We start from the raw sequence: 25,805 nt of genomic DNA, 5'->3' as shown, positions 1-25,805 counted from the left end.
AATAGAGTAGGTTGAAGATAAAGATGATTTAACGTCATGTAATGTACTGTCTACCTGCACTTCATGTGTTGGTCAAGCCAGGGCAGTGACTGCACAAGCGATATTAGTGAGTTTCAACGGAGGCAAGTCTTATGGATAAGCAAGCGAAACAGGCCATTAAGCGTCCGCGCGTATTAACGCTGTGCATGTTGGCGGCTACCGTAAGCACATTGACATTAGCAGGTTGTGGTAATGGTGAAGATGAAATGCCACCTGCTCAGCAACCCGAGACATTAGAGCAGGATGCCACCACTTCTACTGGTGAAGCGCCTGCGATGGATGACGAGACTACTATGGGTGACTCAGCAGCAGCGCCCCAGGAACCAGCGATGAATGGTGACCCGGGGCTTGATGATGATGCTGTAGGTACCCAAGAGCCAATGCCAGGTGAAGAGCCGGAGATGGATGCGGATCTGGAAGAGGAGCCTGGTTTTGGTGAAGGCACTGACCCAATGCCCGGTGCTGATGAAGATGACGACGAGATGACTGGCGGCTAGTAACTGCCCACCGCTCCCTACGATGGTAAGCCGACCCAGCTGTCTGTTCCCTGCGGCTGCTCCACACGGTTTATCATCCTTTCCCCCCGCGCCCGCGGGGGTTTTTTTGTTCATTTCTGCTCAGCAAAAGTTGTATCGAATCACTGGACTGAACGCCCTAACACCGTGCCAGAACAAAGTGATGAATTTGGAAAAATCAGGGCCAAGCCGCTACGTTGAAGAGGTGGTTATCGCACAGGCATATCACTTAAAGGAAGGAGTACGACATGATGTCATCAATCCGCAATAGCCGTTTGGGCGTATTACTGCTAAGTGGCATGTTGGTCCTTGGTACGTTGGCGTTGGCTGGGTGTGGTGATAGCTCGCCGCCTAATGAGGAAGCAGAGCCTGAACCTGAACAGCCAATGAGCCAAGGCCCCATGTCGAATGAGGACGCCGGTGAGGCGCCCAGCGATGAGCTGTAACTGATAAGGCTGATGCCAAGGCTAGGTACATATAGCCCCGCCTTGGCATGATGTTAGCCCATGGTGCAGGAGAGTTGCAGGCTGGAGGTTATTCGGTGTCGTCTTCCAGACGACGATAAAGAGTGCGTCGGGCAATGCCAAGTACTTCAGCCGTTCTGCGCTTATTGCCACCAGTGGCTTCAAGTACTTTACGGATATAGCGTTTTTCCACTTCTTCCAGACTGGGCCACCGAGCGGGCGCTGGTGCAGGTACCTGGGTGCCAGGCAGTACTTCCCCGCTGAGTGTGGGGGTGATCTCGCTGCCTGATTCCTGGCTAGCCTGTTCGCGTAGCCGTTCGGGTAAATCCTGATGGTGGAGCACACCTTCCTCGCTTAGCGTAACCGCACGCATAATAGCGTTTTCAAGCTCCCGTACGTTACCGGGGTAGGTGTAGTTCAGGAGGCTGTGCAAGGCTTCCGGTTCAATCTGCTCAATCTGCTTACCCTGAGCTTCTGCATGCTTATCAATCAGCGCAAAAATCAGATGCTCAATATCGGTGCCACGCTCTCTTAGTGGAGGAATGCGCAGTGAGAAGGTTTCCAGTCGATAAAATAAGTCGCTGCGGAAGTTCTCCTGCTCAATCTCTTTTTCCAGGTTACGGTGAGTCGCTGCAATAATACGCACGTCCACAGGTTCTTCCCGTTCTCCACCAACCGGGCGGACAGTCTTTTCCTGTAAAGCGCGTAAGAGCTTGGCTTGCAGATTAATCGGCATTTCACCGATTTCATCCAAAAACAGGCTGCCACCCTGGGCGCTATGAAAAAGCCCCTTGCGTGCTTCATTGGCACCGGTAAAGGCACCTTTCACATGGCCAAAAAACTCACTCTCCATCAAATCTGCGGGAATACTGGCGCAGTTGACGGGAACAAATGGCGCATCATGGCGTGGGCTTTCCTGGTGGATGGCTCGGGCAAGCAGCTCTTTACCTGTACCGCTTTCGCCCAGAATCAGAATAGGCGCATCACTTTTGGCCAGACGCGAAGCGTTGTGAAATAGCGCTTGCATGGCGTTGCTTTTACCGACAATGCCATGGAAGTGATTCAGCACGGTATCGTGGGAAAGCGACAACCGCTGACGCTCCAGTACGCGAAATACGGCTTCGCGGATAGCATCCAAATCAAGCGGCTTGGTAAGAAAATCATCGGCACCAAGCTTAAGCGCTTCTACCGCCTGATCGATCGTACCGAAGGCGGTAATCACAATAATCCCGAGCTCACTGCCGCTCTGGCGCAACTGTTGCAGTAATTGAATGCCGGTCATCCCCGGCAGCCTGACATCGGTAATCATCATTGCAACGGGCGTATGGCTTAACAGCGCAATTGCTTCTTCTGCGCTGGGAACGCCCAGTGTGTCGTAGCCCGCGTCGTTGAGCTCTTCTTCCAATAACTCGCGTATAGCGGCGTCATCTTCCACCACCAATAACGGTAAAAGGTGTTCCTGATGGGTCACAAACGTTGTCCTCAAGCGGATGCGGTTTCACTAAGGGGCAGCGTAATTTCAAAGCCAGCACCGCCAAGGTCGCTGTCAAATACGCCAATCGTCCCGCCGTGGTCGTTAATAATGCGATGCACCATGGAAAGCCCCAGACCACTGCCTTGGCCTACAGGCTTGGTGGTAAAGAAAGGGTCAAACACTTGATGATGGTGCGATGAGGGAATGCCTGGCCCGTTATCTTCCACCCAAAGCGTTAGCTCATCATTGTGTCGCTTTGCACGTACGCGGATCAGGCTGACGTTAGGTGCTTGCGCTGCATTGCGTAATAGGTTGGTAAGCACTTGCACAATTTGCTGTCCATTAACCAGTAAATTGGGGGCAGGTGAGGGAAGATCAACATCTAGACGAATATTTCGTGGCTCCAGTTCCTCTTCCACCAGTTCACTGGCATTCAGGATAAGCTGATCAAGGGCCTGGTTACCTTTCTCTACGTTATGTTGTCGGCCTAGCTCCATCAGCTGGCGCACAATTTCGACAATGCGTTCTACTTCGCCACGGATACGGCCAAGTTGGGCGCGTTCCGGGTCGCCAATGACATCCCGTCGGGCCAGACGCTGGGCCTGACCATTAATGACGGTCAGCGGAGCACCAATTTCATGGGCGACACCTGCTGCCAGCACGCCAAGCTCGGCGAGCTTCTTGGATTTTCTCAGGCGCTTTTCTAGTTCAATCTCCCGCCGCTGGCGCGCATCGATATCGCGATCTTTCTCAGCCATGGCATCCAGCATACCGTTTAGCCCTGAGGCCAGTCGACGGTACTCGGTAGGGCCTTCCACGCTGGCCCGCTGGCTGCGATCGCCGTCTTCCACGAGCAACATGACGCGCAACAGACGGTTCAGGGGGCGCTCAATGTAGTGGCGGAACCCCCACCAGATGCTGAACACAATGCCCGCTGCGCCGATAACAAAGACCAGCACCGCCACGATACTGATAAAGCCCGTATAGTTTTCGATACCGGTATTCAGCCGGTTTACCTGGAGTACCCCATGTACTGTGCCATCCTGAGTGCGTAGCGGCGTGAGGGCTGAATAGTAGGTCCAGCCTTCATGCTGGCGATAGTTGCTATACAGATCATCACGTTCGATTACCTGTTGTATCTCTTCCGGGGTAAACAGGTCTTTACCTAGCCCAAGTCCATACACCTCCCGGCCCTGTGTATCGAATACATAGGCACCGTAAATTCGGTGGAAAGAGAAGGCGGATTGTAGCGATTCCTCAAGGGGGGTAGCGCTATCCCGGGCGACGGCATAGCTCAAGGAGGTGCTTAGCGCCCTGGTGATAATTTCGACTTCCGTTTGCAGCTTGGAACGAACGTTGTCTTCCAATGATTTAATAGCGACAAGGCTAAATACCACCAACACAATAAAGAGCGGCACAATTACCGTTAAAATAATTAAATTACGTAGTCGCATCGCACATCCATGGTGGTAGTTAGCCGTTAGTCGACGACTCGCAGCCGATAAAGGCCGCCTTGGTTGCTATCCGTTAGCAGGTAGATGGCGTCTGGCCCCTGGCGAACATCCCGAATTCTACCGATCTGGCCTTCAAGAATAAGCTCTTCATTGATAATTTGATCACCTTCAAGTGAAAGACGCAGTAGCTTTTCACTACCTAAGCCGCCTGCCAACAGGTGGCCCTGCCAAGGGCCAAAGGCATCACTTGTCACTTCTGCCAGGCCAGAGGGGGCAAAACGGCCTTCAAAGACATAGGCCGGGTCAACCATACCGGGTAGGGTGTCTTCACCGATGGGTTCGTTGGTGGCGTAATCGTTGCCCAGGCTAACGTCGGGCCAGCCATAATTATTACCTGGATTGATATGGTTCAGCTCATCACCAGTGCGGGGACCATGCTCGGACGCCCAGGGCTCTCCGTCGCTCAGCACTACCATGCCCTGAATATTGCGGTTACCGGTGGTGTAGATTTCATCCAGCGTGCTGTTGTCATCGACATAAGGGTTGTCATCGGGTACTCCTCCGGTGTCAGTGAGACGGAGTGTCGTACCCGCATGATCATCACTGGCCTGGGCTCTGGATGGATCAACCCCACGGTCACCGATACTCATTAACAGCGTGCCATCTTCCAACCAGGCCAGGCGCGATCCATAGTGGCGGCCAGGGGAGGAGGCGCGATCCTGCTCAAATAAGTGTTCTACCTCGCCTAGCTGGTCGTTTTGCCACTTAACGCGGGAGAGAGCAGAGCGGCTGTTGTTACCGTCAGGCTTACTCCAGGTGAAGTAGATCCAGTTATGCGCTTCATCACCAAAGGATGGATGCAGCACTACATCGAGCAGCCCCCCCTGCCCGTGGTGGTTAACCGAGGGCATCCCTTCCAGCACCTGGGTCTGGCCGCTATCAGGGGCAACCAGGTTTAATTGTCCATTGCGCTCGCTAACCAAATAGCGGCCATCAGGGAGTACTGCCACCGCCCAGGGGTGCTGAAACCCATCAGCCACACGCTCAATAGAGATATTAAAATGCTCGGTGGCAATCGACTCGTGAGTCACTTCGGCCTGCGCTATGTTGATAGAGCCTGCCAGCAGCAGACCACTAACAGCTGGGGCGTACCAGTGAGTGATTAAGGCCTCCTGGTGTACAGCCTGCATAGTGTTCCCTCCTGTTGTCGTTGTTGCCCACGGTAAGATCGTCATTAGTCTAGCAGTGACTCTGCTCCTCGGTAGGGGTTCCCTTGCTAAGGTTATATTAGCATTGCTAAAAGCACGGGCAGGTAAAAGAGCGCAAGCAAGGTAGAGCAAAACACCAGGCTGGCAACATAGCCTGGGTCGCGCTGGGCCCGCTGGGCAAATAAATAGTTGATTACCGCCACGGGCATACACATTTGAACGACCAGAATGCTTTGGGCCAAGGGGGGTAATCCTATCCACTCGGCAATCAACCAGGCAGTGGCCGCTGCAAGTGGTATGCGCACAAGGCTGAAGCCCAACCCTGAACGCAGGCTCGTTACCTGGATACTGGCCAGAGAAACCCCGAGTGTGATCAGCATTAGCGGTACGGTAAAGCCGGACATGAGGTCCACTGTATTGGCCAGCCAGGGCGGGAGGGAAGTATTGGTTAGCAGTAGCCCCATAGCAATGAGAATGGCATACACTGTGGGGGTTTTTACCAGTGTTATAAGAGGGTTACCTTTACTGCTAAGTGCTGCACCCAGCGTGAACTGAAACAGTGAAACGGTGACCATTATAGTAATCCCATAGGCAAAACCGGCACTGCCAAAGGCGTAAAGCACTACCGGCAGGCCCATATTGCCGGTATTGGGATACATCATTGGAGCCAGAAGCACCCGCCAGGGGCGACGCAACAGCCTGGCAACAATAAATGTGGTGGCTCCCATGGTGAGAATAACCAGAGAAGTAGCCAGCATGGTGCGGCCGAAGGTAGAGGCATCGATATCAGCGCCCGATAAAGACGCCAGTACCAGCGACGGAGTTCCAATGTTAAAAACCAGACGGGTAACAAAATCGACAGGGTAGGGGTGCCCTAATCGAACCCATAGAAAGCCCAGCCCTGCACCGGCGAGAACAGGGGCCATCACGGCAAACAGTTCGGCAAGCATTCTTGTTCCTTGGCAATCTCAAGCTGCCTATTGTCGGTAATGCAGCGGTTAACTGGCAAGGTGAATCGGCGATGGGGTTTGCGAGGGGGTTATACCAGTGTGGCAACGCCTTGCCATTGTGAAGGTACCTGTTCACGCAAAAAATTCAGCAGTGCGTTCACCCTGCGCGACTGATGACCATAGGCATAGAGCATGGTGATAGGAAGGGGCGCTGGCTCCCAGCCGGGTAAACAGTTAATCAGTTCACCAGGGTGGTGGTGCTCGCGTCTTTCTACCAGCCAGTGGGGGAGTAGGCCGATACCCTGACCATAAGCGATGGCATCAATATGGAGTAGAGTTAAATCGACTCTGAGCCTTGAGTGGGGCGGGCTAAAGACATACTCCTCATGCTTTGGATGGCGTAGTGGCAGGCCTGATGATGCCGTATCCAGCAGATCAATCCAGGCGTGCTGGTGCAACTGGCTGGGGTGATCCAGAGGACCTGCTTTTGATAAATAGTGTGGACTGGCATAGAGGCCCCGTGTTAAGTGCCCCAGTCGTTCTTGATTCAAACCACACTCATGGGTGGCGCCAAGCCATATATGCACACTATTACTATGCATTTTTGTGGGTGGTGTTTCTCGGGTATACAGCGTTAGCTCAATCTTGGGGTGGCGGTTTAAAAATGCGTCCACCACGCTTGCCATCCAGCCCCGGGCAAGTGCCCCATGCACTTCAAGGGTGACTTTCCCACTGATTTCCTGCTGCAACTCAGCCAGTGCCTCTTGGCTATGGGCGGCCATCGCCAGCAGTTCGGTGCAGTAGGTATGAAACAGTAAACCCGCTTCCGTGGGTATCAGACGGTTTGCCTGGCGTCTCAGTAACGGCTGCTCCAGCCTTGCCTCAAGCTGGCTGATACGTCGGCTAAGCGTCGATTTTGCAAGCCCCAGCTTTTGTGCACTACGGGTTAGGCTGCCAGTTGCCATTACATCGGCAAACGCTGCAAGTTCATCAAAATCATACATGGTGTGGGCCCATTGGGCAAAGGTGGTGGCTATATTGTGCCATCTATTATGCGCTAATGAAAATAATAGGCATTTGTGTTACGTGTAAGGCAGCGCTCTATCGTCTTTCTCTGGGTACCGTGTGCAGCCACACTTCCAGGTTGATGGGTGTATTGTGACATGCTTGCACGCCAGCGGAGTGATGCTCGTCAAGTATCTATAAAAAAGCCCCGGCGTTGCCGGGGCAATAAGTCAGCATTGAAACAGTAAAAAGAACCTTATAGCGAGAGCTGGTTAAAACTCATAGGTGGCTGATAACCAGAAACTGCGCCCGTCGAGTGCAACACCTTCAGTCGAACGGCCGGTTTGGGTATAGCGGTAGGCTGCGTACGTATCTCCATTATGTTCGAAGGTATCGTAGGCGGTGAAGTCCTTGTCCAGCAGGTTATAGATGGTGCCCGTTAAGCGAACACTATCAGAGAAGCGGTAGGTGCTACGCAGGTTGAATAGCTCATAACTATCCAGCTTGTTACCCAACTGCTCATACAGTGAGAGTGTTTCGCCAGTGGTGGGCAGCCCAGCAGAGAAGCGTTCACGGGAAGAGTAGTACTCACCTTCCAGCGTGGTGCTCCAGCGATCATTAATGGCCCAGGTCAGGTCGGCGGTGAGCTTATGTTTCGGGGTGTTGGTTAGAATCATCCCCTCGTTGTCACCAGACGTAATTTCAGAGTCAGTAAAGGTGTAACCGCCACTGATATGCCATGCTGGTGCGATTTGGTAATTGGCTGTCAGCTCTATGCCGCGCGTCTCAGCACGATCAATATTGGTTAACTGACCAAAACTTTCCTGCTGGGTAAAGTTACCCACGCTTAGGCAGTTGGCAAGCCCTGCATTGGGAGTATTGCCATCACTGTCGATAAATTGACAGTTGGGGATATCATCGGCATCAGCAATACGGTCACGGAACTGCGTGAAGAAGACGGTGGCACCGGCAGAGAAGCCGTCCAGATTGTCATAGATCGCGCCAATTTCGTAGTTGGTGCTTTTTTCTGGCTCCAGGTCGGGAGTACCGATGTTAACGGTCGCGCCCTGGGCACCGAAGCCATTAATACCATCGTGCAACTGATTCAGTGTTGGTGTTTTATAACCCTGGCTAATACCACCTTTCAGTGTCCAGCTGTCGTTTGTGTTCCACACCAGATAGCCGCGAGGGCTGAAGTGGCCCCCAAAGGCGTCGTGGTTCTCATAACGGCCGCCCAGTGTCAGCGCTAGGTCATCACGCAGCAACCATTCATCTTCAACGAAAGCTGCCCAACTATTCTGCTCAAAGCTTTCGTTACCCGCGGTACCATCTTCCAGTCTGGCATCGATATATTGGCCGCCGATGGTGACCATATGATCTCCAATAGGGGCGACAAACTTACTGTCGACAACAATGTCACGGTTTTCAAGAAGGCGTGGTTCGCCACCTTCTGCTACATAACCATAGTCAGGGGCGTCGCCAGCAGGAAGGGTGCGTCCCAGGGTTTCTGTCTCATTGTGGCTGATACTGCTTTCCCATGTGCCGGCTTCAAAGCGCCCAGTGTGGCCAATGGCAATCTGATCGCGGTTGAAGCGTAACTCGTCTTCGTAGCCGTAAACTTGATCTGGATTATTTGGATTTGAGCCGTCCAGATTACCGAGGCGCCCATCGCTGTTATCGTAAGTTTGGCGTGAACGCTCCATATCCAGCCAGAATTCGTTGGTTGCATCTGGCGTTACGTTCAGGCGTCCGCCAATGGAGTAAATGCGTGCCTCAGTAGGGCGCGGGTCGCGCCCAGAGCTATTCTCGATCATGCGTTCGGAATTATCGCGGTCAAACAGGCGGCCACGTAGCTGTAGGCCAATGGTGTCTTCGACCAGAGGGCCCGACGTATAAAGGTTGATGGCGGAGGTGTTACCCTCATCCCGATTCTGGTGGAACGAATTTTCAACCGTAACGGAACCCGCCCACTCGTCGCCTACACGGCGGGTAATAATGTTGATTACCCCGCCCATGGCATCTGAGCCATATAGTGTTGACATGGGGCCTCGGATAACTTCGATGCGCTCAATGGCTGAAAGAGGTGGCATAAAACTGGTGGATGTTTCACCAAAGCCATTAGGGGTGACGTCACCGGATGTGTTTTGGCGCCGCCCATCAATTAGAATCAGGGTATAGCTGCTGGGCATACCTCGAATTGAGATATTCAGCCCGCCGGTTTTACCTGTCCCAGAGCGAACATCGACGCCAGGTACGTCGGAAATCGCTTCAGCGACATTGGTGAACTGTTTCTGCTCCAACTCCTCACGGGTAATAACGGAGATGCTGGCGGGAGCATTTCTGAGTGATTGCTCATAGCCTGAAGCCGTCACGACCAGATCACTAAGAGCGCTGCTCTCCTGGGCCTGAACTCCGGTGGAAGCAACAGCAAGTGTGATGGCGCTGGCTAAGGCGTGGCGACTGAAACGCGGCATGGAGATCCCCTTGATGACGATAGCTATTTTCTAATGATATTGATTATCATGTCGGCGATGGATTTTATTGAGAAAAGTTCACAAGTGCGAGCCGTTACTACGGAACATGGTGTTGCGATTTTGACAACCTGCAATTTTTCATAAGGTTGCAGATGATCGAACGTAAGATTCTGTGGAATGCATGTGCGTTTGCTTTTGAGAATCGTTACTATTATGTCAATTGTAATTTCAAAGGGTCTCTCAATGTTAAGAAGCATACGGCGGTTTGGTCTGGCTGGGGTGCTACTGGGTGGTTTGATGATCAATCAGGCCCAGGCCCGTGTACTGGAGACGGCCTTCGGTGAGGTGGAGGTTGAAGGTACCCCTACACGCGTGGTGACGCTTTACGAAGGTGCACTGGACGCTTCTCTTGCTGCGGGCATTACCCCGCTTGGCGCAGTGACAACCCGTGGCGGTTCCGGTGTGGCTACTTATATCGGTGAGCATACGGACACCTCCTCACTGGAGATTGTGGGTGTCGTACGGGAAATCAATATTGAAGCCGTCCTGCGTTTGCAGCCTGACTTGATTCTGGCGGCACCAAATCTGACTGCCGAGCAGTACCAACTGTTATCGCGCATTGCTCCCACGGTGGCGCCGTCAGTACAGGGCATGGCGCCTGACAACTGGAAAGATGAAGCACGGCTATTTGGTCAGGCGTTGAACCGCGAGGTGGAAGTGGATGATGCTATTACCGCGGTAGAGCAGCGTGCTTCTGAACTGGCACAGACCTTGGAAGAGGCTGGCGTAGGTGGTTCTGCCTTCCTGGTGCGCTGGATGCCAGCAGGGCCGATGGTCATGTCAGAGAAGCTGTTCTCAACCGGTATGCTTGCCCAGGTTGGCCTGGATATTCAGGATGATGGTCTTGTGCCGGAGGATGCCGGGCACAGTGATGTACTTAGCCTGGAGAACCTTTCCCTGGTGGATGCCGACTGGCTATTCCTGGCCACGCTTAATGAAGATGGGCAGGCAGCATTGGATGCCGCCAGACAGAGTAACGCCTTCGCCCGATTGAATGTGGTTCAGAATGATCAGGTTGTGCCCGTGGATGGTCAGTTATGGTCCAGCGCTAATGGGCCACTGGCAGCCCAGGCGATTCTGGACGATATCGAGGAAGCGCTGTTGCCGTGAAGGTTCTCAAACTGGCCCAACGGCTGGATCAAAGAACAGCCTTAATATTATTGCTCACCGCCCTTGTGGCGGTGAGTCTCGTTAGTTTATTGATAGGCGCTGGCAGCGTTGGGCCATTACGCGCGCTGGAAGTATTGAGTGGGACGGGTGATAGTGATGCCCGTTTTGTTGTTTGGGAGCTGCGTGCCCCGCGTACCTTGATTGGTATTGCCGTTGGGTTGGCATTGGGGGTGGCGGGCGCACTGCTACAGGCTGTGGCACGTAACCCCCTTGCCGAACCGGGATTGCTGGGGGTTAGCGCTGGTGCGGCCTTTGCCATCGCCCTGGCATTGGTGCTGGGGGGAAGCGCCGCAACCTTGCGTATTTCGGTTGCCCAGGTAGGAGCACTGGTAGGTTGCCTGTGTGTGTTAAGCGTTGCCCGTTTGCGCGGTGTGGGCAATGATCCGGTTCGCTTAGTGCTGGCGGGGGCTGCTTTTTCCGGTCTGCTTGGCTCAATGACATCACTGATTCTGCTCTACGATCAGCGCGCTGCTGATGAGATTCGCTTCTGGGTGGTAGGAAGCCTGGCGGGAAGACGGTTGGATGACCTGCTTTCCGTGTTGCCAAGCCTTGTGGTGTCTGGGCTATTGGTGGCACTGATTGCCCGGCCTCTTGCCGCGCTGGCGTTGGGGGAGCGGATGGCTACAGGGTTGGGGCATCATCCCCAGTTGATCCGGGCACTGGTCGTGCTGTGTGTCGCCATGTTGGTAGGGGCTGCCACGGCCATTGCCGGCCCCATCGCTTTTGTAGGCCTGGTGGTTCCGTTTGTTGCGCGTGCTTTTGCTGGTTCTGACATTCGCCGTACCTTGCTGTTTTGCCTGCCTATCGGCCCATTGATTGTGCTGGCCGCCGATATCGTCTCCCGTGTTGTGGTTGCTCCGTCTGAATTACCGCTTGGCGTATTAACGGCTTTATGTGGTGCGCCGGTGCTGATTGCCGTGGTGCGTGCACGCAGGCTGCCCATGTTGTGAGTATGCAATGAAGTTCAATCCCATGAGATTTTTTCCTGTGACACTGATGAGTGAACGCAGCATACGCCAGGCCTCTTCAGCAGGGGCGGTGCCGGTGGAAGCTCCAACAGGCTATTGGCGCTTTGCCTGGCAGTGGTCCGGGCAGCCATACAGCATACTGGTGGAGCGCCGTGCGCTGACTGTTAATATGGGGTTAGGATTGGTGCTCTGTTTCGCCTGCCTTGCTTATCTCAGTTTTGGCAGTGTGACCCTGTCCCCCCTGGATGTTATCCAGGCCATGCTGGGGAACGGCGATATGATGACCTCTTTTATGGTGCAGGAGTTAAGGCTGCCCAGGCTGGCAGCTGCCTGCTTTACGGGGGCTGCGTTTGCTCTGGCAGGAATTCTGATGCAAACCCTGGCGCGTAACCGGCTGGCAACGCCAGGGATTATCGGCATCGACAATGGGGCAACGGCTTTCGCTGTGGCCTCGGTTATCGGTGTGGGGTTCTCGCTGGCGCCACCTGTGATGGCGCTCAGTGGCGGTATAACCGCGGCGGTGCTGACGTTTGGACTTGCTGCCGGAAGTGGCACGCAGGGGTATCGCTTTATCATTGCAGGGATTGGTGTGGGCGCTGTTTTCGGTGCTATGACACAATTGATGCTGGCGCGGGTACCTATTGATACCGCCAATGCGGCCTATCCCTGGACAGTGGGGTCGCTCAATGCCCGTCCTTCCGGGGCAGTACAGATATTGGGTATCGGGCTGGTCATGGGGTTTCTGGCTGCCTTGGCATTTGCCCGCTCTCTGGCTGTACTGCGCTTTAAAGATGCTACGGCAGCAGGCCTGGGGGTGAGTGTTAAGTCACGCCGTTTCCAGGTGCTGTTATTGTCGGTCACCTTGACTGCCCTGGCAGTGGCGGTCGCAGGCCCGGTGGGCATGGTGGGGTTGATTGGCCCTGAAATTGCCAGAGCGCTATCGACTTCACGCCATATCCCCATCGTGGCTGCAACACTGGCAGGTGCTCTGGTGATGGTATTAGCGGATTTGGCTGGTCGTACACTACTCGCCCCCATCGAAATTCCGGTGGGAATCGTCACCGCAGTCGTGGGTGGCCCCTGGCTACTCTGGATTTTAATGCGCCCACAACGGAGCCTCGCATGACTCAGACTATGTTCTCACCCACCCTGGAAACGCAAAGCCTGGGGATGAGCTACGGGACACGGCGGGTTATCGAAGCGCTTGATATCGTTTTACCCAGTGGGCAGGTGACTGCCATTGTGGGGCCCAATGGCTGTGGCAAGTCTACACTGTTGTCCGGGCTGGCCCGTTTGCATAAGCCGGAGAGTGGCGCCGTTTTACTTAGCGGCGAGGATATCCAGCGCTTACCCTCGCGCAAGCTGGCAACCCAGTTGGCGCTATTGCCACAGGAAGCGGTTGCCCCGGAAGGGTTGACCGTGACAGAGCTGATCCGTTTTGGCCGCCAGCCACATCAGGGGTGGTTACGGCAGTGGTCAGCGGAAGATCAAAAAGTAGTGCAGCATGCACTGGCAGCCGCCGGGCTGGAAACTCTGGCGGATCGCCCGCTGGATGCCCTTTCCGGTGGGCAGCGCCAACGGGCCTGGATTGCCATGACCATCGCCCAGGAAACACCGCTTCTGCTGTTGGATGAACCCACCTCAGCGCTGGATTTAGGGCATCAAATAGAAGTCTTTGAACTGGTGCGCCATCTGGCTGCTTATGGCCGTACGGTGGTGATGGTGCTGCATGACCTTGCCAGTGCCTGCCGCTACGCAGATCACTTGATTGCGATGCGTGAAGGCCAGATCATTGCCGAGGGGGCTCCTGCTCAGGTGGTTACGCCTGATCTGGTGCGTGAACTCTATCAGGTCGAGTGCACACTGCTGACCGACCCCGATACCGGCAGCCCGTTGCTTGCCAATGTTCGGCGTGCAGCCCAGCCCGCGTGAGGCGTAACCTGCTGCGTACCCGCCATAATCGTGAGATTGGACACTCCCTGACAATCCTTTAAGGAACCAATGTGGCTTTTTCGACACACAGTTTTCATGCCCTGGTAAGGCTGCTTATGCCAAGGGCTACAAAGTAAGCTCGGCGTTTCTACCGGTGATTCGAATGGCCATTCTGACGGGCTGTTTAGCCACCTTTACTGTAGGCGGCATGAGGGCAGCACCTTGAACATCGGTGTCTATGGCGTACTGGACTTACCCAGTGCTTGCTGGCCGCCAACGGACATTATGCAGCCCAATGGCGGGTACAAACCGGCGAAGCCCAGGCTGGGGATGTGGAAGTCCTGACTCGTTAAGAGGTGCTAGCGGCCAAGGTAGCGCTAACGGTTAACCAATAGAGCATTGAGAGTGACGGGTACATGTTCGTCAATCTCTTGATAGCCCAGCATCGACAGCACGGTACGCACCGTGCTGTTCTGCATTAGCGCCTTGCCATCCAGTGCCATGGGCTCTGCATGGGTAACACGCACTTCGTTTAGGCCCTCGCGGGTGAAGCGCAGTGGCACTGTCTCCTGCTGGTTAATGGCATCAGTTTGCACCCGGAAAGTCAGCGTCTCCACTATGGATTCACCTATATCAAGGCCATCCAAACGCTCTGGCGGCATTTGTGCCACCAATGTCACCAGAGTGGTATTCGTCAGCAGCCCTACCCAAGGCGGCAGTTCGCTAAAACGGTCTAGTAGGTCTGTTTGGCTTAAGCGCAACGGCAAGCGCAGCGTGCCATCAGGCGAAATATCACCCTGTAGGTTACTCACCTGGTGGTGATGGGTTTGCGGTGTTGCACCATCCAGTTGGGTAATCGACGCACGTACCAGCGACTGGCTTGGGTCTAGCTGCCAGTCCGCGTGTGCCACCGGCACTACCAATAACAGTGGGAAAAGAGCAATGAATGCTTTCACAGTGCGTCTCCGCATAAAGGACTCACCACCAGACCCTGAAGAGTGAAAAAAGTGCCGTAACGATACTAAGATAGCGTGCATGGGGGTAGCCTAGCAGCGACACATTCGCTATTATATGCACGCTTTTCGGGCCTATAGCTCAGTTGGTTAGAGCAGGGGACTCATAATCCCTTGGTCGTAGGTTCAAGTCCTACTGGGCCCACCATCTACCGCGAAATTGTCCCAAAGATACAGCCAGAAACACTGGAACTGTACTGAACCTATGGCGACCTGGCCAGCTGCACCGAGTCACCAATCGCACATAAAAGAAATGGTGACACTCAAGCGCGCTCGTTGTCACCATGATTTTACCTCATTCCTGTCGAACCGGCTGCAGCTATCAACTATCTTCGGTGTTAAACATGACTGTGCCTTACGCCGAGCTTCGAAAAGAACATTGCTGACCGCGCCCGGGTAAGTATTGATGCCGTTTTCGCGCAAAAACTGCGCGCGCTTACACACCGCCATCGATACTTTGGTTGGGTTATCAACCGACGGAAGGAACTTGCTCGACACGTCTACGCCTCCCACGGATTGAGGATAGTCACTCCTGTAGGCTCGAAATCGGCCACATTGCGAGTAACTACCGTCATGCCATGCATAAGGGCTGTTGCCGCGATGAGCGCGTCACGCTCGCCCCGCTTGTCGGGGACGTGCAGCCGGGCGCAGCGTTGCGCCACGGCTGTATCAACTGGCAATGTTCGCCCTGAGAACTCCGGCAGTACGTGTTGCTCCAGCCACGAGCGCAGCACGGCCCCTTGGGTGGCGTCCTTGCGCTCAATCGACAACACGCCAAGTTCCAGCTCCATGATGGTGATGGCGGACACAAAAAGCTCGGTGGCATCAACGTTTTCAGTCCATGCCGCAACGTTTGGATCAGCTTTGCCAGCTCGAACCTTTCGCAGTTCGGACACTACGTTGGTGTCGAGAACGAACATCATGAGAAATCAGCCGGCTGAGTGCCGATGGTCACACGCGGCGGTTCAAACTCGATGTCCGCAATGTCCGGCATAGCCAGAGAATCAGCAATGTTGCGACGTTGCTTTGTAAGCCGCTGGTACTCCTTGATGCTCAACAGCACATGAGCAGGCTTGCCGCGATCCGTGATGAACACCGGGCCACTCTTGGCCGCCTTCTTTGCCCGGGTAACGTCCTGGTTAAGCTCTCGACTGGATAGGGTCGTGATGGTCATGGCGACACCTCCTACATGAATTATCTATATAGGTATGTTACTACATAGGTGGCGAGCTGTCCATAAGCGGCTGGCTATCGTGCCATGCTCAAGCCCTCCGAGTTGACGCTTAAAACCAGCGATGTGATAAGTCGGATGATGGCTAAAACGTTCCCGAGAGACGTAGTCTCGGTAGTGCTTGGGGGCCGGAGGTGGGGGCTGCGTTTAGTCGCCTGCCGTTCGATCACCTTTTCTTTACCGGAAGCACACAGGTAGGCCGCAAGGTCATGAAGGCGGCTAGCGAGAATCTGGTACCAGTAACGCTCGAATTGGGTGGTAAGAGCCCTGTGATTATCGGCCAGGGCCAGATATAACCCCGCGAAATATGGATAGTATCGTGTTCGGTAAACTGTCGAATAGCGGGCAGACCTGTGTAGCACCGGACTATGTGTTGGTTCACGAGGATGATCTGGAGAGGTTTATTGCTGAGTACTCCGCGTCGGTATCCCGCTTTTATCCCCAGGGGCCGACCAGCCAGGACTACACGTCCATCATCAGCGATCGACATTAGGACTTGCCGTTTGGGGGAGTAGGGCCCAGCGGGATGGGGGCCTATCATGGTATTGAGGGCTTCCGTGCCTTGAGTCACGCTAAAGGGGTGTTTGTACAGCGGCGTTGGAGTCTGATAAGCCTGCTGCGTGCCCCTTTTGGTAAGTTTGCGAACTTTGCTCTGGCGCTGACACTGGGGAGTGGTAGGGCTCCTTGGCGGCGAGGAAAATAGTGGCTTTGTTGTAAGCCTAAAAGGTGCCCCCTATAGCACGCGTGTTGCTTCATAGTGCGGTTGCATGCTAACAGGGTTTAGATAATTCGAAACGGTGAACGTTAGCCTTTTTCTAATCCAAATTGCGATAAGACGCGTTTAGCGTTGGTTGCGCAGTCCATATCGCCAGGTTTTGCCTCTATCTCTGTTAGCACTTGCTGTAGCTGTGCTTTGCTTTGGGCAAGTTTTTCCTGCATTTCTTCAATATCGAAGATCTTTTGCTGAAGCACCTTTAGCAACGAGCCATGATCCCAATCAGCCAAATCAGCAGGTAAGAGTGTGCGAAGCTCATCAAGGCTGAAACCAGCCTGCTGAGCAGTGGTGATCAGGTTTAGTACCATAAGCGCTTCGGGTGGATAGTGGCGATAGCCGTTGGGTTGGCGCTTCACTGTTTTCAGCAGACCGATGCGTTCGTAGAAACGAATACGTGAAGGAGCGAGGCCGGTACGATCAGCCAGTTCACCGATTAGCATATCTTTTTGCCTCAACCTGAAAGAGTAACCTTAACACTTACTTTAACTGTCATCTGCAAGAGGGGATAGTGTTCATTAGCTTACACCAGCGACTAGCTGTCCGTGGGGCTGGCCAAGTTGCCACTGCCAGCGAATAAGGCGCTCCTGCTCATTACCCTTATCTTCCAGCAATGTTAGCTGGGGCTGGTATCCATTGTTGCCTAGATGATTGAGGGCGGCTAACTGACCGCACTGCTGGGCGGTGAGTTGCACCGGTAGCTGCTTTCCCAAACATCAAAGGGCAGCTTAGTTATATAAGCATATATTGTATTACTTCGTTGATGCTGGTGATAGAAAGGAGGTAGAAAAACCACCTTGACTCAATTAATTCTCATATAAACCATGTGTTGTGGTAGTGTTTTAAAATGTCGGTAGTAGAGGGTTTCTAACTAGCTAAAGTTCGGTGTTGTGAATAGAGGCTTTGAGTCAAGTGCCTAGCCACTATATGTATATGGGCTAGGCATTCTAGTTTCATTGAAAGGAGGCTGCTAGTTGGGATTCCTATAAAATATTTTTGTAAAAAACTCCTCCTTTCATTATAAGCATAAGTTGTTCATCAGGTTGAGTAAGTGCGTTGATGTTATCTAAAGGATTGTCTTTGAGCACAATAACATCCCCCCTAGCGCCTGGAATAATCTCACCAAAGTCACCTGTATGCCCATAAGCATCAGCGGCATGGCTAGTCGCTGAACGAATTAGTTCGTCAGTCGGCACCACATCTTTGCGTAGATGAAATTCGTTAAGCTGATGACGTTGCATTCGTCCAAGTAAGTCGGAGCCATATAGCATTTTGACCCCGTGACGTTGAGCCATTTCTAACGCTTTACCACCAGCATCAAGTACATCATAAACTTTGCGTTGCAGGTGCTCCGCCATTCCGGCTTCTACACCCTCCTTCGCCAAGGCATCATAGGTACACAGGGTAGGGGTAAGGTAGGCGTCATGTTTAAGGAACAGCCGGCAACTTTCATCATCCATTAAATTTCCATGCTCAATGGTCTTTACTCCTCTAGGGAGTAGCCGGTTGATAGCGCGTGCTGTATAGGCATGTGCCATAGTATGAATATTGGCAGCGGTGGCTTCTTCTACAATGGCATCAATTTCTTCAATAGAGAACTGGGTACTATCTATGCGATCAGTAGGTGAGGAAACGCCCCCTGATGCCATAATCTTGATCTGCGTAGCTCCCTTTCTAATTTCGTCTCGCGCTGCTCGGCGCACTTCGCTAACACCATCGCAAACACGTCCCAATCCAGCACAACAGAAGCAACCTTCAAAAGTTTGCTGTCCAGGTCCACGCATATCGGCATGTCCACCTGTCTGGGATAGCGCATTCCCTGCGTACATAATACGCGGCCCAATCAAGGCTCCTTCATCCACTGCCCTGGCAAGGCCATAATCTGCGCCACCGGCATCGCGTACGGTAGTAAATCCCCGCATTAACATGGCTTCAAGGAGCTCGCTAGATTTAGCACCGACATAAAAAGGAGAAAGTGTTTCGAGCAGTGCAAAATTTGGTGTAATTGCCGTAACGTGGACATGTGAATCAACCAAACCAGGCATTAGAAAGTGGTTTTTTATATCAATAACTTGATCGTCACTTCCTCCTAGTGGAGAGTCGCTAATAGCAATAATACGAGCATCTTGAATACGAACCTGCTGATTAGCGAGTACCTTGCCGTTTCGAGTATCGATGACGTTGGCGTTGATAAAGCGTATCGTTGACATAAGTATTCCTTGTGAGTATGGCGTTAAAACATTTTTTGTGGAAGATATAGTGAAAGTGCTGGAATCAGCACAATTAATAACAGAGCAATAATATCCATGACGATGAACCAGCTTACGCCCTTGAATACCTCAGACAGGGTTACGCTATTGCCAAGCGAGCCTTTTATGACATATACATTGAGTCCAATCGGTGGAGTAACCAAACCCACTTCAAGTAGCTTAACGACGATAATGCCGAACCATATTAAGTTGAGGTCTGCACCATGTACTAATGGAAGAATTAACGGCAGTGTTAGTAGCAATAAACCAATGGAGTCGATGAACATTCCCAATGCCAAATAAATCAGGGCTGCAGCGAGAATTATCCACCATGTCTCGGTGCTAACACCGAGAATTAACTCGGAAAAAGCGGCAGGCACGCCACTCATGGCTAAAAAGCGAGTAAAGAATAACGAACCAATTAAAATAATAAAGATGCTAGCTGTGCTCACTGCAGTGCGAATTAGTGCTTCCCTAAGCGCGGAAAAGGTCAGTGTACGACGGGTACAAGCGATCAGCGCCGCAATGGTTGTACCTACTGCCCCGGCTTCAGTAGGCGAGAAAATACCGAGAAAGATTCCGCCAAGCACGGAGCCGATCAGTAATGGTAATGGCCAGATATTCTTAAGTGCATCCCACTTTTCGTCCCAACTGGTACGTACTTCGGTATGGCCAGCTAGACTAGGGTTAAGCTTGGTTCGTACCATAATCATAATGATGTAAAGAAGCGCCGATAGCATGCCGGGAATGAATCCTGCCATGAACAGCTGGCCCACAGATACCTGCGCGTACACTCCATAGAGAACCAGCAGCACACTAGGAGGAATCAGTGAACCCAGTGTGCCGGATGCTGCGACAGTACCTGTGGCCAATCCCTTGTCGTAGTTGTGCTTGAGCATTTCGGGGACGGCGATTCGCGACATAGCCGCCGATGTGGCCACACTAGAGCCAGAGGCTGCAGCAAAGAAAGCCGAGGCCATGACACTGGAAACAGCAAGGCCGCCCGGAAGTCTGGCTAAGTAAAGACGCATAGCATGGAATAGGCCTTGGGTCATATTGGTGGTGGTACACAGATAGCCCATAAACAGAAACATAGGTGCGGCCGTCAGCTCCCAAGTGCCTGCAAAGTCAAAGGGAGTCGCGGAAATCATCCCCCAGGCCACACGCATACTTGTCATCTCACTTATACCTATGATCGACACCAAACCAAGTGCAATGCCGATTGGCACCCGCAGGGCAATCAGGGCCAAGGCGATGGCAATGCCTGCCACGCCTATCTCGATATTAGTCATTAGGAAGCTCCTACAGGGCTTGGCGTTGTTGCAGCGCCTTAATCATGTTGGCGAGGATAGCCATGCACATAGCCGCAAAGCCAGCTGGTAACGCCCAGCGACTGGGCCACAAATAGAAGGTGAAATTGGCCATGGCAGTTTCCATTCGAACCGTGGCGCGTACTGCATCGAGATAACTCTGGTAGCCGAGCATGCCGAAATAAATGAGGCCGAGTGTTCCTGCGAACAAATAAAGCATTAGCTGGGCAATAGAGGGAAGCCTTCCAACCAGCACATCCACGCTGATATGTTCATGTTGTAGCTCAACATAGGCGAGTGGCAGAAAGACCACAGCAACCATATAGTAAAAAGAAACAAACTCTAGAGTGCCAGTAAACGACTTCCCGAATAGGTAACGGAGCCCAACATCGAGAGTGACATGCAGTGCCATAAGCACTAGAAATAACGTTGCAAGCACTAGGGTGATTTTGGCAACCCATTGACTCAGAGGTTCGAGGTTGTCGGTGATCATACTAGCTCACCTTTCTTCGAATCCGCGGTAGGAAAACCTAGCTTTAAAAGCGTCTCTTTCCAGAACAGCAGCATATCGTGGTATAGTTCAGGGTCGTCACGCCAGATGCTTTGCGCCCCCATGCCTCGCATCATGCATAACGTAGCATTTAAGGCGACGCGATTCTGATGGGAAGTGTGCTCAGAACTGGCGACTAACTGCTCCCAAATCTGCTCCAACGAGTCATTGAACCTCGCTGCAAGTGGTACCAGTACTTTCATTATGTCAGGGTCAGTACGTGCATTAGTGAGATATTCGAGCGTCACCATGTACAAGTCACCCTTGAAGTGCTCATGCAGTGCTTTTAATAAGCTGTCAAAATTCAGTTCACCCGCTTTAACTTGCGCGGCCATGTGCCTTACGCTTTCAACTTCTCGGCTCAGCAAGTCTTCAAGGGCTGCCTGCATCAATAGTGTCTTAGAGGGATAATGATGAACCAATGCACCCCGGGAAACACCGGCCTGACGCGCAATGTCCACGGTAGAGGTGGCACGAATCCCTTTTTCAAGAATACATTCTAGAGTCGCTTGAGTTACTCGTGCCTGAGTTTGACGAGAGCGCTCTTCCTGGTTTTGTCGCTTCATTATAGTGAACCCCTATTTTTGGCCATTGCCGCCTCATTGAGGCGGCATAGGTATTACGGAGTTAATAAATGCCGTAATTTTCTGGAAGCTTATTAAAAATTTCTTCCAGCGCCATGTTGGCTAAAGCCTCTTCATCTTCGCGGTCAACTTGACTGACTAAGGTCTCCCACTTTTCATATATTGCGATGAAATCGTTAATCAGGGCTTCTGGATCTTCAACGCCATACTCATCGCGAGCTTTATCGTAGACATTAGCCAGGGCTGCGTTACGAAAAGCATCCACAGAAGCCATTAAATCCTCTTCAGGCTCATAGATGTTGTTACCGTGAGACGCTGCTTCTTCCAATGCGGCTTCAGATGCACCAAGGAATTGAACGATCATACGTGTCATTGCTTTGGCAGTCGCTTCCTTGAAGACATCGCGCTGTTCACTGCTCAGGCTGGCCCAAAAATCAGAATTAAAGCCCCATTGTGGACCAGACCAATACATGCCGGTTGGCAGAAGTGTGGTGTGCTCGGCGACTTCCCATAAAGAGCGGTCGATCAGGTCGTTTGCTGCATTAGAAGCACAATCTAACGACCCACGATCAAGACCACTATACATCTCACTCGAAGGAACATTGACCGGTGTACCACCAGCCTGCTCTACCCACGCGGAAACAGTAGATCCAGCGGTGCGGATGCGCTTACCACGCAGTTCTTGGAGATTGCGAACAGGTTCACGGCAAAACAACACATACGAAGGCGTGTTGTAAGCACCAAGATAAACAATATCTAGCTCTTCCCACTCTGCAAGCTGGATCGGGTTATTAAGGCTGAAATCTGTCACTGCCAGTATTCCAACCAATGGATCGTCATAGTTGAAGCCGAGCTCTTGAACGGCATTTGCAACCGGCATTTCCGAAGGTGTGTAGATCGCCGCATGGTGAGCAACTTGCACAATATTATCCTGAATGCCCTGCAGGTTAGCGCGTGGTGCCAGCAGCACAGTTCCGGTATAAACTTCGGGCTGTAGTTCGCCATTCGAGAGTTCTTTGACTATTTCCGCCCACTCTATGTAACCGTAGCGGGAGTGGGGGTGCTGTTGATCGTAGAACGAATTGGCAATAAATGATGTTGTGGCTTGTGCCGAGGAGGCAAAAGCAGACAATGCTGAAGCCGCCACAGCTAGTATTAGTGTATTACGAGCGAGTTTCATGTAGTTTCCCAGGCCGATTTAATCAGCTGTTTTTTGCTATTGTCTTGCTTCGCTAGTGTTGGCACGTCACTGGATGGCGAGTGCACATGATTCAATCTAGACTTTAGTAAATAAAAAAACAAGCAGGTCTGTTTGTTTTTTTATTAAGATACTGCACTGGGAGATGCAATCTGATGAGAGCAAAGGAAAATCCAACTCAACTGACTATCCGAGGTACTTGGAGAGGAATTCGAATGATGCTGCCTCTGGCAGCGTTTACCGTAGCGTTTGGTTTGGCGTTTGGTGTTGCCGCTGTGCATCAGGGGGTAAATGACTGGGAAGCGATACTAATGAGCTCCTTTGTGTTCGCTGCTCCATCGCAGTTTGCTGCTCTTGAGATGTGGCATTCCCCTTTACCGCTATTTGCACTGGCTGTCACCACTCTGGCGATTCATACTCGCCATATGTTGATGAGTGCCGCACTTTATCCTTGGTTACAGCCATTACCTAAACGACAGCAACTCGCAATGGTGGTTTTTTTGACTGACTCTAACTGGGCAATGGCACTGGGTGAGTATCAACGTGGCGAGAGAAATTTAGGTATTCTCCTTGGCGGTGGAGTTGTGCTATGGAGTGCCTGGGTAGTGGGTACCATTATAGGGTTAGCATTTGGAGAAGGTATTACTGATCCTGGGCGCTTCGGTCTTGACGTGATAATGCTGTGTTTTCTGTTAATGATCGTTGTGAGTGGAAATCCTCGTGCAGTTATGATTCTACCTTGGTTAGCTGCGTCGACCAGTGCCCTAATGGCGTACTGGTGGTTGCCACCTTATTTGCATGTCATAGTGGGCGCTGTAACGGGGGGTATGGTAGCCATATTGTTGCCAGAGCGTTGGTTTAGGGTGAGAGTCTTATGAACTCATCTCCAGTGTTGCAGTCGTTATTAGCCATCATCATAATGGCGGCGATTGCTTATGGGTCGCGAGTGCTAGGGCTGTTAATAATGTTACGCGTGCCGCTTGGGCCCCAAGTCAGGCGGTTTGTTGATGCCATGTCGAACTCAGTACTTATTGCGGTCATTGTGCCTATCATTGTGCATGGTGATGGTGGTGTACGGCTCGCGGCGTTTGCAGCTGGAACAGTAGCTATTGTTTTGAGAAGCCCGCTGGCATCAATTGCAATTGGCATGGCCTGTGCAGCTTGTTGGCGCTGGTGGTTTGTGTAAGCCGCTCAAGGTTTCTTGTTAATTAAGCAACCCACTTATAGCTTGTTTTGTTGCTGTTAATTGGATTGCCAAACAGTTCAGGGTCTGATAGTTAACGCTGTAAGAATGGTGAGTATGGTCGCTCCCGGTAAAAGCGGAGTATTCTGGTTATTATTAGACACATGCTTACTAAAGCTTACTAAATGGGACGTACAATAAGACAATATGCTAACGCTAGCTGTTATGTGCTTATTTCCCTCACCCTCCAAACAACACTTTCTGTAGGCCCTTGCTCAAGGTCCGAACAGCTATCCACGCGCATGATAGTGGTGGCGTGGCAGCGCACGTTTAGTTGCCCATGGGTCTGGCCAAGTTGCCACTGCCAGCGAATAAGGCGTTCCTGCTCATTACCTTTATCTTCAATCAATGTTAGCTGGGGCTGGTATCCACTGTTGCTTAGATGATTTAGGGCGGCTAACTGGCTGCACTGTTGGGCGGGGGTGAGCTGTGAGTCGCCCCGGTAGCAGGGTAGATAGCGCTCATTGCGGGCTTCACTGTGTAGAAAGGGGAGCACTTGCGCCGGGGTGATGCGCCCATATTTGCGCACATGGGGAAGTAGAATCAGGCTGGCGGCGAGGCGGCAGCCGCCCAGGTGGCTGCTTTCCCAAACGTCAAAGGGTAGCTGGTGTTCCGCCACGGTTTTGGTCAGTGCCTTGTAGGTTTGATAACCGTATTTGGCGCAGCATTTATCTTTCTTGCCGTGGGTACAGCAAAGCACCAGATCATGCTCCAGTAGGCTCTGTTCCCACCGGTCTAGCGGGCTATCGTTTTGCCAAGCGGTGAGAAAGACCACTAACTGTTCGCGCGGTACGCTGAAGCAGCGCTTTTCCGGCATCAAAAATATCTGGTGCTGCGTGGCGTCTTGTTGCTGGCGGTGAATCAGGTTGATTCGTCGTCCGTTGCCCGCAATGCTGTCCAGGGTTTGTTTTAGCGTATCGCTCATATCGCTAGCGTGGCGCATGGTGCGTAGCCATTTGGCCCGGGGCCAGCTTATTAACAGGTTACGTTCGAGGTGGGCGGCGCTGCCCGCCAGCGGATCATCCTGTTCGAGGCTGAGATCAGCACAGAAAGAGTGGTTCATAGCGCTACGGGAGCTTTATAAGGAGCCGTGGGTTGATGCTTGGATGTGGTGCTTTTTAGCGGTACACACACCGGGCTACCGCTGATAGGGTCATTAATCACATGGGCATCCAGGTTGAAAACCCGCTTAAGCGTATCAGCGGTAAAGACATCCTTGGGCGTGCCGCCAGTGACAATACGTCCATCGCGCATCATTACCAGATGGTCTGCATAGGCGGCCGCCAGATTCAGGTCATGCAGCACCAGCAGCAGGGTGCGGCCATGCTCGTGGGCCAGGTTGGAGAGCAGCTCCAGTAAATCCACCTGTACTTTAAGGTCAAGAAAGGTGGTGGGTTCATCCAGTAGAATCAGATCGGTTTGCTGGGCCAGTACCATGGCAATCCAACAGCGCTGGCGCTGGCCGCCGGAGAGTGCATCCACACTGCGTTCAGCAAACTCGCTGACATTGGCGTATGCCATTGCTTCACGAATAGCGTTTGCATCCCGCTTGGCATCCTTGTGCCATAGCCGCTGATGGGGAAAGCGGCCCATGCTCACCAGCTGTTTTACGCTCAAGCCTTCTGGTGCCACCGGTCCCTGGGGAAGAATGCCCAAACGCTGCGCCACCTCTCGGGTATTGCTGCGGTGGATATCCTTGCCATCCAGGTAAACGTGCCCTGTGTGCGGTGTCAGTGTGCGGGCAAGGGTTTTCAGCAGCGTCGATTTACCGCTGCCGTTTGGGCCCAACAGCACCGTGAGTTTGCCTTCCTCCACCGCGATATCCACGCCATCCAACACCAGCCGGGACTCATAGCCAGCATGTAATGCTTCACCCTTAAGGCGGGGAGGTTGAACGGTTGTGTGTGGCATCGGCTGGCTCACTGAGGATAAACAGACAGCA

Annotated in this window: 28 protein-coding genes and 1 tRNA gene; 11 read left to right on the top strand and 18 right to left on the bottom strand. The window is 52.7% G+C overall.

Features of this window, described 5'->3' with window-relative positions; translation table 11 throughout:
• The first annotated feature begins 131 nt into the window (after window positions 1–131).
• Together HP566_RS17810 and HP566_RS17805 are read left to right on the top strand one after the other, a co-directional pair.
• A complete protein-coding gene (locus HP566_RS17810) occupies window positions 132–536 on the top strand; it encodes a hypothetical protein (RefSeq protein WP_249978657.1) in 405 nt (134 codons plus the stop codon).
• A gap of 266 nt (window positions 537–802) precedes the next feature.
• Window positions 803–1,000, top strand: a complete 198-nt coding sequence (locus tag HP566_RS17805; protein ID WP_249978656.1) for a hypothetical protein — start codon at window positions 803–805, stop codon at window positions 998–1,000.
• Window positions 1,001–1,088: 88 nt separating this feature from the next.
• On the opposite strand, the gene HP566_RS17800 is transcribed toward HP566_RS17805, so the two are convergent.
• The 6 genes from HP566_RS17800 to HP566_RS17775 form a co-directional block, all read right to left on the bottom strand.
• Window positions 1,089–2,489 (bottom strand): sigma-54-dependent transcriptional regulator, encoded by a 1,401-nt coding sequence (locus HP566_RS17800; protein WP_249978655.1) that lies wholly within the window; start codon window positions 2,487–2,489, stop codon window positions 1,089–1,091.
• A gap of 11 nt (window positions 2,490–2,500) precedes the next feature.
• A complete protein-coding gene (locus HP566_RS17795; protein ID WP_249978654.1) occupies window positions 2,501–3,946 on the bottom strand; it encodes a sensor histidine kinase in 1,446 nt (481 codons plus the stop codon).
• A gap of 26 nt (window positions 3,947–3,972) precedes the next feature.
• Complete coding sequence (locus HP566_RS17790) at window positions 3,973–5,136, bottom strand: PQQ-dependent sugar dehydrogenase (RefSeq protein WP_249978653.1); 1,164 nt, start codon at window positions 5,134–5,136, stop codon at window positions 3,973–3,975.
• A gap of 92 nt (window positions 5,137–5,228) precedes the next feature.
• Window positions 5,229–6,104 carry an AEC family transporter gene (locus HP566_RS17785; RefSeq protein WP_249978652.1) on the bottom strand — a complete coding sequence of 292 codons (876 nt, stop codon included), beginning with the start codon at window positions 6,102–6,104 and terminating at the stop codon, window positions 5,229–5,231.
• Window positions 6,105–6,193: 89 nt separating this feature from the next.
• Window positions 6,194–7,108 (bottom strand): LysR family transcriptional regulator, encoded by a 915-nt coding sequence (locus HP566_RS17780; protein WP_249978651.1) that lies wholly within the window; start codon window positions 7,106–7,108, stop codon window positions 6,194–6,196.
• A gap of 273 nt (window positions 7,109–7,381) precedes the next feature.
• Window positions 7,382–9,583 carry a TonB-dependent receptor domain-containing protein gene (locus HP566_RS17775; protein ID WP_249978650.1) on the bottom strand — a complete coding sequence of 734 codons (2,202 nt, stop codon included), beginning with the start codon at window positions 9,581–9,583 and terminating at the stop codon, window positions 7,382–7,384.
• A 243-nt stretch (window positions 9,584–9,826) separates the two neighbouring features.
• On the opposite strand from HP566_RS17775, the gene HP566_RS17770 reads away from it, so the two are divergent.
• Genes HP566_RS17770 through HP566_RS17755 form a run of 4 tightly spaced genes read left to right on the top strand, consistent with a single transcriptional unit; the run spans window position 9,827 to window position 13,713 of the window.
• Window positions 9,827–10,753 (top strand): iron-siderophore ABC transporter substrate-binding protein, encoded by a 927-nt coding sequence (locus tag HP566_RS17770; protein WP_249978649.1) that lies wholly within the window; start codon window positions 9,827–9,829, stop codon window positions 10,751–10,753.
• Window positions 10,750–11,763 carry a FecCD family ABC transporter permease gene (locus HP566_RS17765; RefSeq protein WP_249978648.1) on the top strand — a complete coding sequence of 338 codons (1,014 nt, stop codon included), beginning with the start codon at window positions 10,750–10,752 and terminating at the stop codon, window positions 11,761–11,763. Before HP566_RS17770 ends, HP566_RS17765 begins: the two co-directional genes overlap by 4 nt.
• Before the next feature lie 46 nt (window positions 11,764–11,809).
• On the top strand, window positions 11,810–12,907 hold the full coding sequence (locus HP566_RS17760) for a FecCD family ABC transporter permease (protein WP_249978705.1): 1,098 nt from the start codon (window positions 11,810–11,812) through the stop codon (window positions 12,905–12,907).
• Window positions 12,904–13,713, top strand: coding sequence for an ABC transporter ATP-binding protein (locus HP566_RS17755; RefSeq protein ID WP_249978647.1), 810 nt, complete (start codon window positions 12,904–12,906; stop codon window positions 13,711–13,713). The genes HP566_RS17760 and HP566_RS17755 overlap by 4 nt, the downstream gene beginning before the upstream one ends.
• Window positions 13,714–14,090: 377 nt before the next feature.
• Here HP566_RS17755 and HP566_RS17750 read toward each other — a convergent pair whose 3' ends face one another.
• On the bottom strand, window positions 14,091–14,669 hold the full coding sequence (locus HP566_RS17750; protein ID WP_249978646.1) for a hypothetical protein: 579 nt from the start codon (window positions 14,667–14,669) through the stop codon (window positions 14,091–14,093).
• A 128-nt stretch (window positions 14,670–14,797) separates the two neighbouring features.
• On the opposite strand from HP566_RS17750, the gene HP566_RS17745 reads away from it, so the two are divergent.
• Window positions 14,798–14,874: transfer RNA gene (locus HP566_RS17745), tRNA-Ile, on the top strand.
• Between the two features lie 352 nt (window positions 14,875–15,226).
• Here the strand turns inward: HP566_RS17745 and HP566_RS17740 are convergent.
• Window positions 15,227–15,649 carry a type II toxin-antitoxin system VapC family toxin gene (locus HP566_RS17740; RefSeq protein ID WP_249978645.1) on the bottom strand — a complete coding sequence of 141 codons (423 nt, stop codon included), beginning with the start codon at window positions 15,647–15,649 and terminating at the stop codon, window positions 15,227–15,229.
• Window positions 15,646–15,900, bottom strand: coding sequence for a type II toxin-antitoxin system Phd/YefM family antitoxin (locus HP566_RS17735; RefSeq protein WP_249978644.1), 255 nt, complete (start codon window positions 15,898–15,900; stop codon window positions 15,646–15,648). Before HP566_RS17735 ends, HP566_RS17740 begins: the two co-directional genes overlap by 4 nt.
• Before the next feature lie 191 nt (window positions 15,901–16,091).
• On the opposite strand from HP566_RS17735, the gene HP566_RS21915 reads away from it, so the two are divergent.
• The gene (locus HP566_RS21915; protein ID WP_425348213.1) at window positions 16,092–16,253 is read left to right on the top strand and encodes an aldehyde dehydrogenase family protein; all 162 of its coding nucleotides are present in this window, start codon (window positions 16,092–16,094) and stop codon (window positions 16,251–16,253) included.
• 11 nt (window positions 16,254–16,264) lie between these two features.
• Entirely contained in the window at window positions 16,265–16,450 is a 186-nt protein-coding gene (locus tag HP566_RS21675; RefSeq protein ID WP_284041546.1) for an aldehyde dehydrogenase family protein, read from the top strand.
• Window positions 16,451–16,761: 311 nt separating this feature from the next.
• Here the strand turns inward: HP566_RS21675 and HP566_RS17725 are convergent, their stop codons facing one another.
• From HP566_RS17725 to HP566_RS17695, 7 genes are all read right to left on the bottom strand, one after another.
• Window positions 16,762–17,172, bottom strand: a complete 411-nt coding sequence (locus HP566_RS17725; RefSeq protein ID WP_249978643.1) for a MerR family transcriptional regulator — start codon at window positions 17,170–17,172, stop codon at window positions 16,762–16,764.
• Between the two features lie 75 nt (window positions 17,173–17,247).
• Window positions 17,248–17,424 carry a hypothetical protein gene (locus HP566_RS17720; protein WP_249978642.1) on the bottom strand — a complete coding sequence of 59 codons (177 nt, stop codon included), beginning with the start codon at window positions 17,422–17,424 and terminating at the stop codon, window positions 17,248–17,250.
• A 288-nt stretch (window positions 17,425–17,712) separates the two neighbouring features.
• Window positions 17,713–18,939, bottom strand: a complete 1,227-nt coding sequence (locus tag HP566_RS17715) for a metal-dependent hydrolase family protein (RefSeq protein WP_249978641.1) — start codon at window positions 18,937–18,939, stop codon at window positions 17,713–17,715.
• 23 nt (window positions 18,940–18,962) lie between these two features.
• Window positions 18,963–20,270: a TRAP transporter large permease subunit gene (locus HP566_RS17710; RefSeq protein WP_284041545.1), complete on the bottom strand. Its 1,308-nt coding sequence runs from the start codon at window positions 20,268–20,270 to the stop codon at window positions 18,963–18,965.
• Window positions 20,271–20,280: 10 nt separating this feature from the next.
• On the bottom strand, window positions 20,281–20,781 hold the full coding sequence (locus HP566_RS17705) for a TRAP transporter small permease (RefSeq protein WP_249978639.1): 501 nt from the start codon (window positions 20,779–20,781) through the stop codon (window positions 20,281–20,283).
• Complete coding sequence (locus HP566_RS17700) at window positions 20,778–21,404, bottom strand: TetR/AcrR family transcriptional regulator (RefSeq protein WP_249978638.1); 627 nt, start codon at window positions 21,402–21,404, stop codon at window positions 20,778–20,780. The genes HP566_RS17705 and HP566_RS17700 overlap by 4 nt, the downstream gene beginning before the upstream one ends.
• A 61-nt stretch (window positions 21,405–21,465) precedes the next feature.
• Window positions 21,466–22,602: a C4-dicarboxylate TRAP transporter substrate-binding protein gene (locus HP566_RS17695; RefSeq protein ID WP_249978637.1), complete on the bottom strand. Its 1,137-nt coding sequence runs from the start codon at window positions 22,600–22,602 to the stop codon at window positions 21,466–21,468.
• A 233-nt stretch (window positions 22,603–22,835) separates the two neighbouring features.
• Here HP566_RS17695 and HP566_RS17690 point away from each other — a divergent pair, with 233 nt between their 5' ends.
• Entirely contained in the window at window positions 22,836–23,498 is a 663-nt protein-coding gene (locus HP566_RS17690) for an AzlC family ABC transporter permease (protein ID WP_249978636.1), read from the top strand.
• Entirely contained in the window at window positions 23,495–23,806 is a 312-nt protein-coding gene (locus tag HP566_RS17685) for an AzlD family protein (protein WP_249978635.1), read from the top strand. The genes HP566_RS17690 and HP566_RS17685 overlap by 4 nt, the downstream gene beginning before the upstream one ends.
• A gap of 220 nt (window positions 23,807–24,026) precedes the next feature.
• Here the strand turns inward: HP566_RS17685 and HP566_RS17680 are convergent, their stop codons facing one another.
• Window positions 24,027–24,926 (bottom strand): sucrase ferredoxin, encoded by a 900-nt coding sequence (locus HP566_RS17680; RefSeq protein WP_249978634.1) that lies wholly within the window; start codon window positions 24,924–24,926, stop codon window positions 24,027–24,029.
• Window positions 24,923–25,774: an ABC transporter ATP-binding protein gene (locus tag HP566_RS17675; protein WP_249978633.1), complete on the bottom strand. Its 852-nt coding sequence runs from the start codon at window positions 25,772–25,774 to the stop codon at window positions 24,923–24,925. Before HP566_RS17675 ends, HP566_RS17680 begins: the two co-directional genes overlap by 4 nt.
• Window positions 25,775–25,805: the final 31 nt, after the last annotated feature.

Source organism: Vreelandella olivaria (assembly GCF_023507745.1).
Classification (GTDB): domain Bacteria; phylum Pseudomonadota; class Gammaproteobacteria; order Pseudomonadales; family Halomonadaceae; genus Vreelandella; species Vreelandella olivaria_A.
This window is presented reverse-complemented; position numbering and strand designations above follow the sequence as displayed.

What these genes read in the sequence shown, in the direction of transcription:
- HP566_RS17785 (WP_249978652.1), bottom strand. Translation starts at nt 6,104, where the DNA reads ATGCTTGCCGAACTGTTTGCCGTGATGGCCCCTGTTCTCGCCGGTGCA.
- HP566_RS17805 (WP_249978656.1), top strand. Translation starts at nt 803, where the DNA reads ATGATGTCATCAATCCGCAATAGCCGTTTGGGCGTATTACTGCTAAGT.
- HP566_RS17690 (WP_249978636.1), top strand. Translation starts at nt 22,836, where the DNA reads ATGATGCTGCCTCTGGCAGCGTTTACCGTAGCGTTTGGTTTGGCGTTT.
- HP566_RS17710 (WP_284041545.1), bottom strand. Translation starts at nt 20,270, where the DNA reads ATGACTAATATCGAGATAGGCGTGGCAGGCATTGCCATCGCCTTGGCC.
- HP566_RS17675 (WP_249978633.1), bottom strand. Translation starts at nt 25,774, where the DNA reads ATGCCACACACAACCGTTCAACCTCCCCGCCTTAAGGGTGAAGCATTA.
- HP566_RS17760 (WP_249978705.1), top strand. Translation starts at nt 11,810, where the DNA reads ATGAGTGAACGCAGCATACGCCAGGCCTCTTCAGCAGGGGCGGTGCCG.
- HP566_RS17685 (WP_249978635.1), top strand. Translation starts at nt 23,495, where the DNA reads ATGAACTCATCTCCAGTGTTGCAGTCGTTATTAGCCATCATCATAATG.
- HP566_RS17755 (WP_249978647.1), top strand. Translation starts at nt 12,904, where the DNA reads ATGACTCAGACTATGTTCTCACCCACCCTGGAAACGCAAAGCCTGGGG.
- HP566_RS17740 (WP_249978645.1), bottom strand. Translation starts at nt 15,649, where the DNA reads ATGATGTTCGTTCTCGACACCAACGTAGTGTCCGAACTGCGAAAGGTT.
- HP566_RS17780 (WP_249978651.1), bottom strand. Translation starts at nt 7,108, where the DNA reads ATGTATGATTTTGATGAACTTGCAGCGTTTGCCGATGTAATGGCAACT.
- HP566_RS17770 (WP_249978649.1), top strand. Translation starts at nt 9,827, where the DNA reads ATGTTAAGAAGCATACGGCGGTTTGGTCTGGCTGGGGTGCTACTGGGT.
- HP566_RS17680 (WP_249978634.1), bottom strand. Translation starts at nt 24,926, where the DNA reads ATGAACCACTCTTTCTGTGCTGATCTCAGCCTCGAACAGGATGATCCG.
- HP566_RS17705 (WP_249978639.1), bottom strand. Translation starts at nt 20,781, where the DNA reads ATGATCACCGACAACCTCGAACCTCTGAGTCAATGGGTTGCCAAAATC.
- HP566_RS17790 (WP_249978653.1), bottom strand. Translation starts at nt 5,136, where the DNA reads ATGCAGGCTGTACACCAGGAGGCCTTAATCACTCACTGGTACGCCCCA.
- HP566_RS21675 (WP_284041546.1), top strand. Translation starts at nt 16,265, where the DNA reads ATGGATAGTATCGTGTTCGGTAAACTGTCGAATAGCGGGCAGACCTGT.
- HP566_RS17795 (WP_249978654.1), bottom strand. Translation starts at nt 3,946, where the DNA reads ATGCGACTACGTAATTTAATTATTTTAACGGTAATTGTGCCGCTCTTT.
- HP566_RS17775 (WP_249978650.1), bottom strand. Translation starts at nt 9,583, where the DNA reads ATGCCGCGTTTCAGTCGCCACGCCTTAGCCAGCGCCATCACACTTGCT.
- HP566_RS17735 (WP_249978644.1), bottom strand. Translation starts at nt 15,900, where the DNA reads ATGACCATCACGACCCTATCCAGTCGAGAGCTTAACCAGGACGTTACC.
- HP566_RS17700 (WP_249978638.1), bottom strand. Translation starts at nt 21,404, where the DNA reads ATGAAGCGACAAAACCAGGAAGAGCGCTCTCGTCAAACTCAGGCACGA.
- HP566_RS17725 (WP_249978643.1), bottom strand. Translation starts at nt 17,172, where the DNA reads ATGCTAATCGGTGAACTGGCTGATCGTACCGGCCTCGCTCCTTCACGT.
- HP566_RS17715 (WP_249978641.1), bottom strand. Translation starts at nt 18,939, where the DNA reads ATGTCAACGATACGCTTTATCAACGCCAACGTCATCGATACTCGAAAC.
- HP566_RS17810 (WP_249978657.1), top strand. Translation starts at nt 132, where the DNA reads ATGGATAAGCAAGCGAAACAGGCCATTAAGCGTCCGCGCGTATTAACG.
- HP566_RS17695 (WP_249978637.1), bottom strand. Translation starts at nt 22,602, where the DNA reads ATGAAACTCGCTCGTAATACACTAATACTAGCTGTGGCGGCTTCAGCA.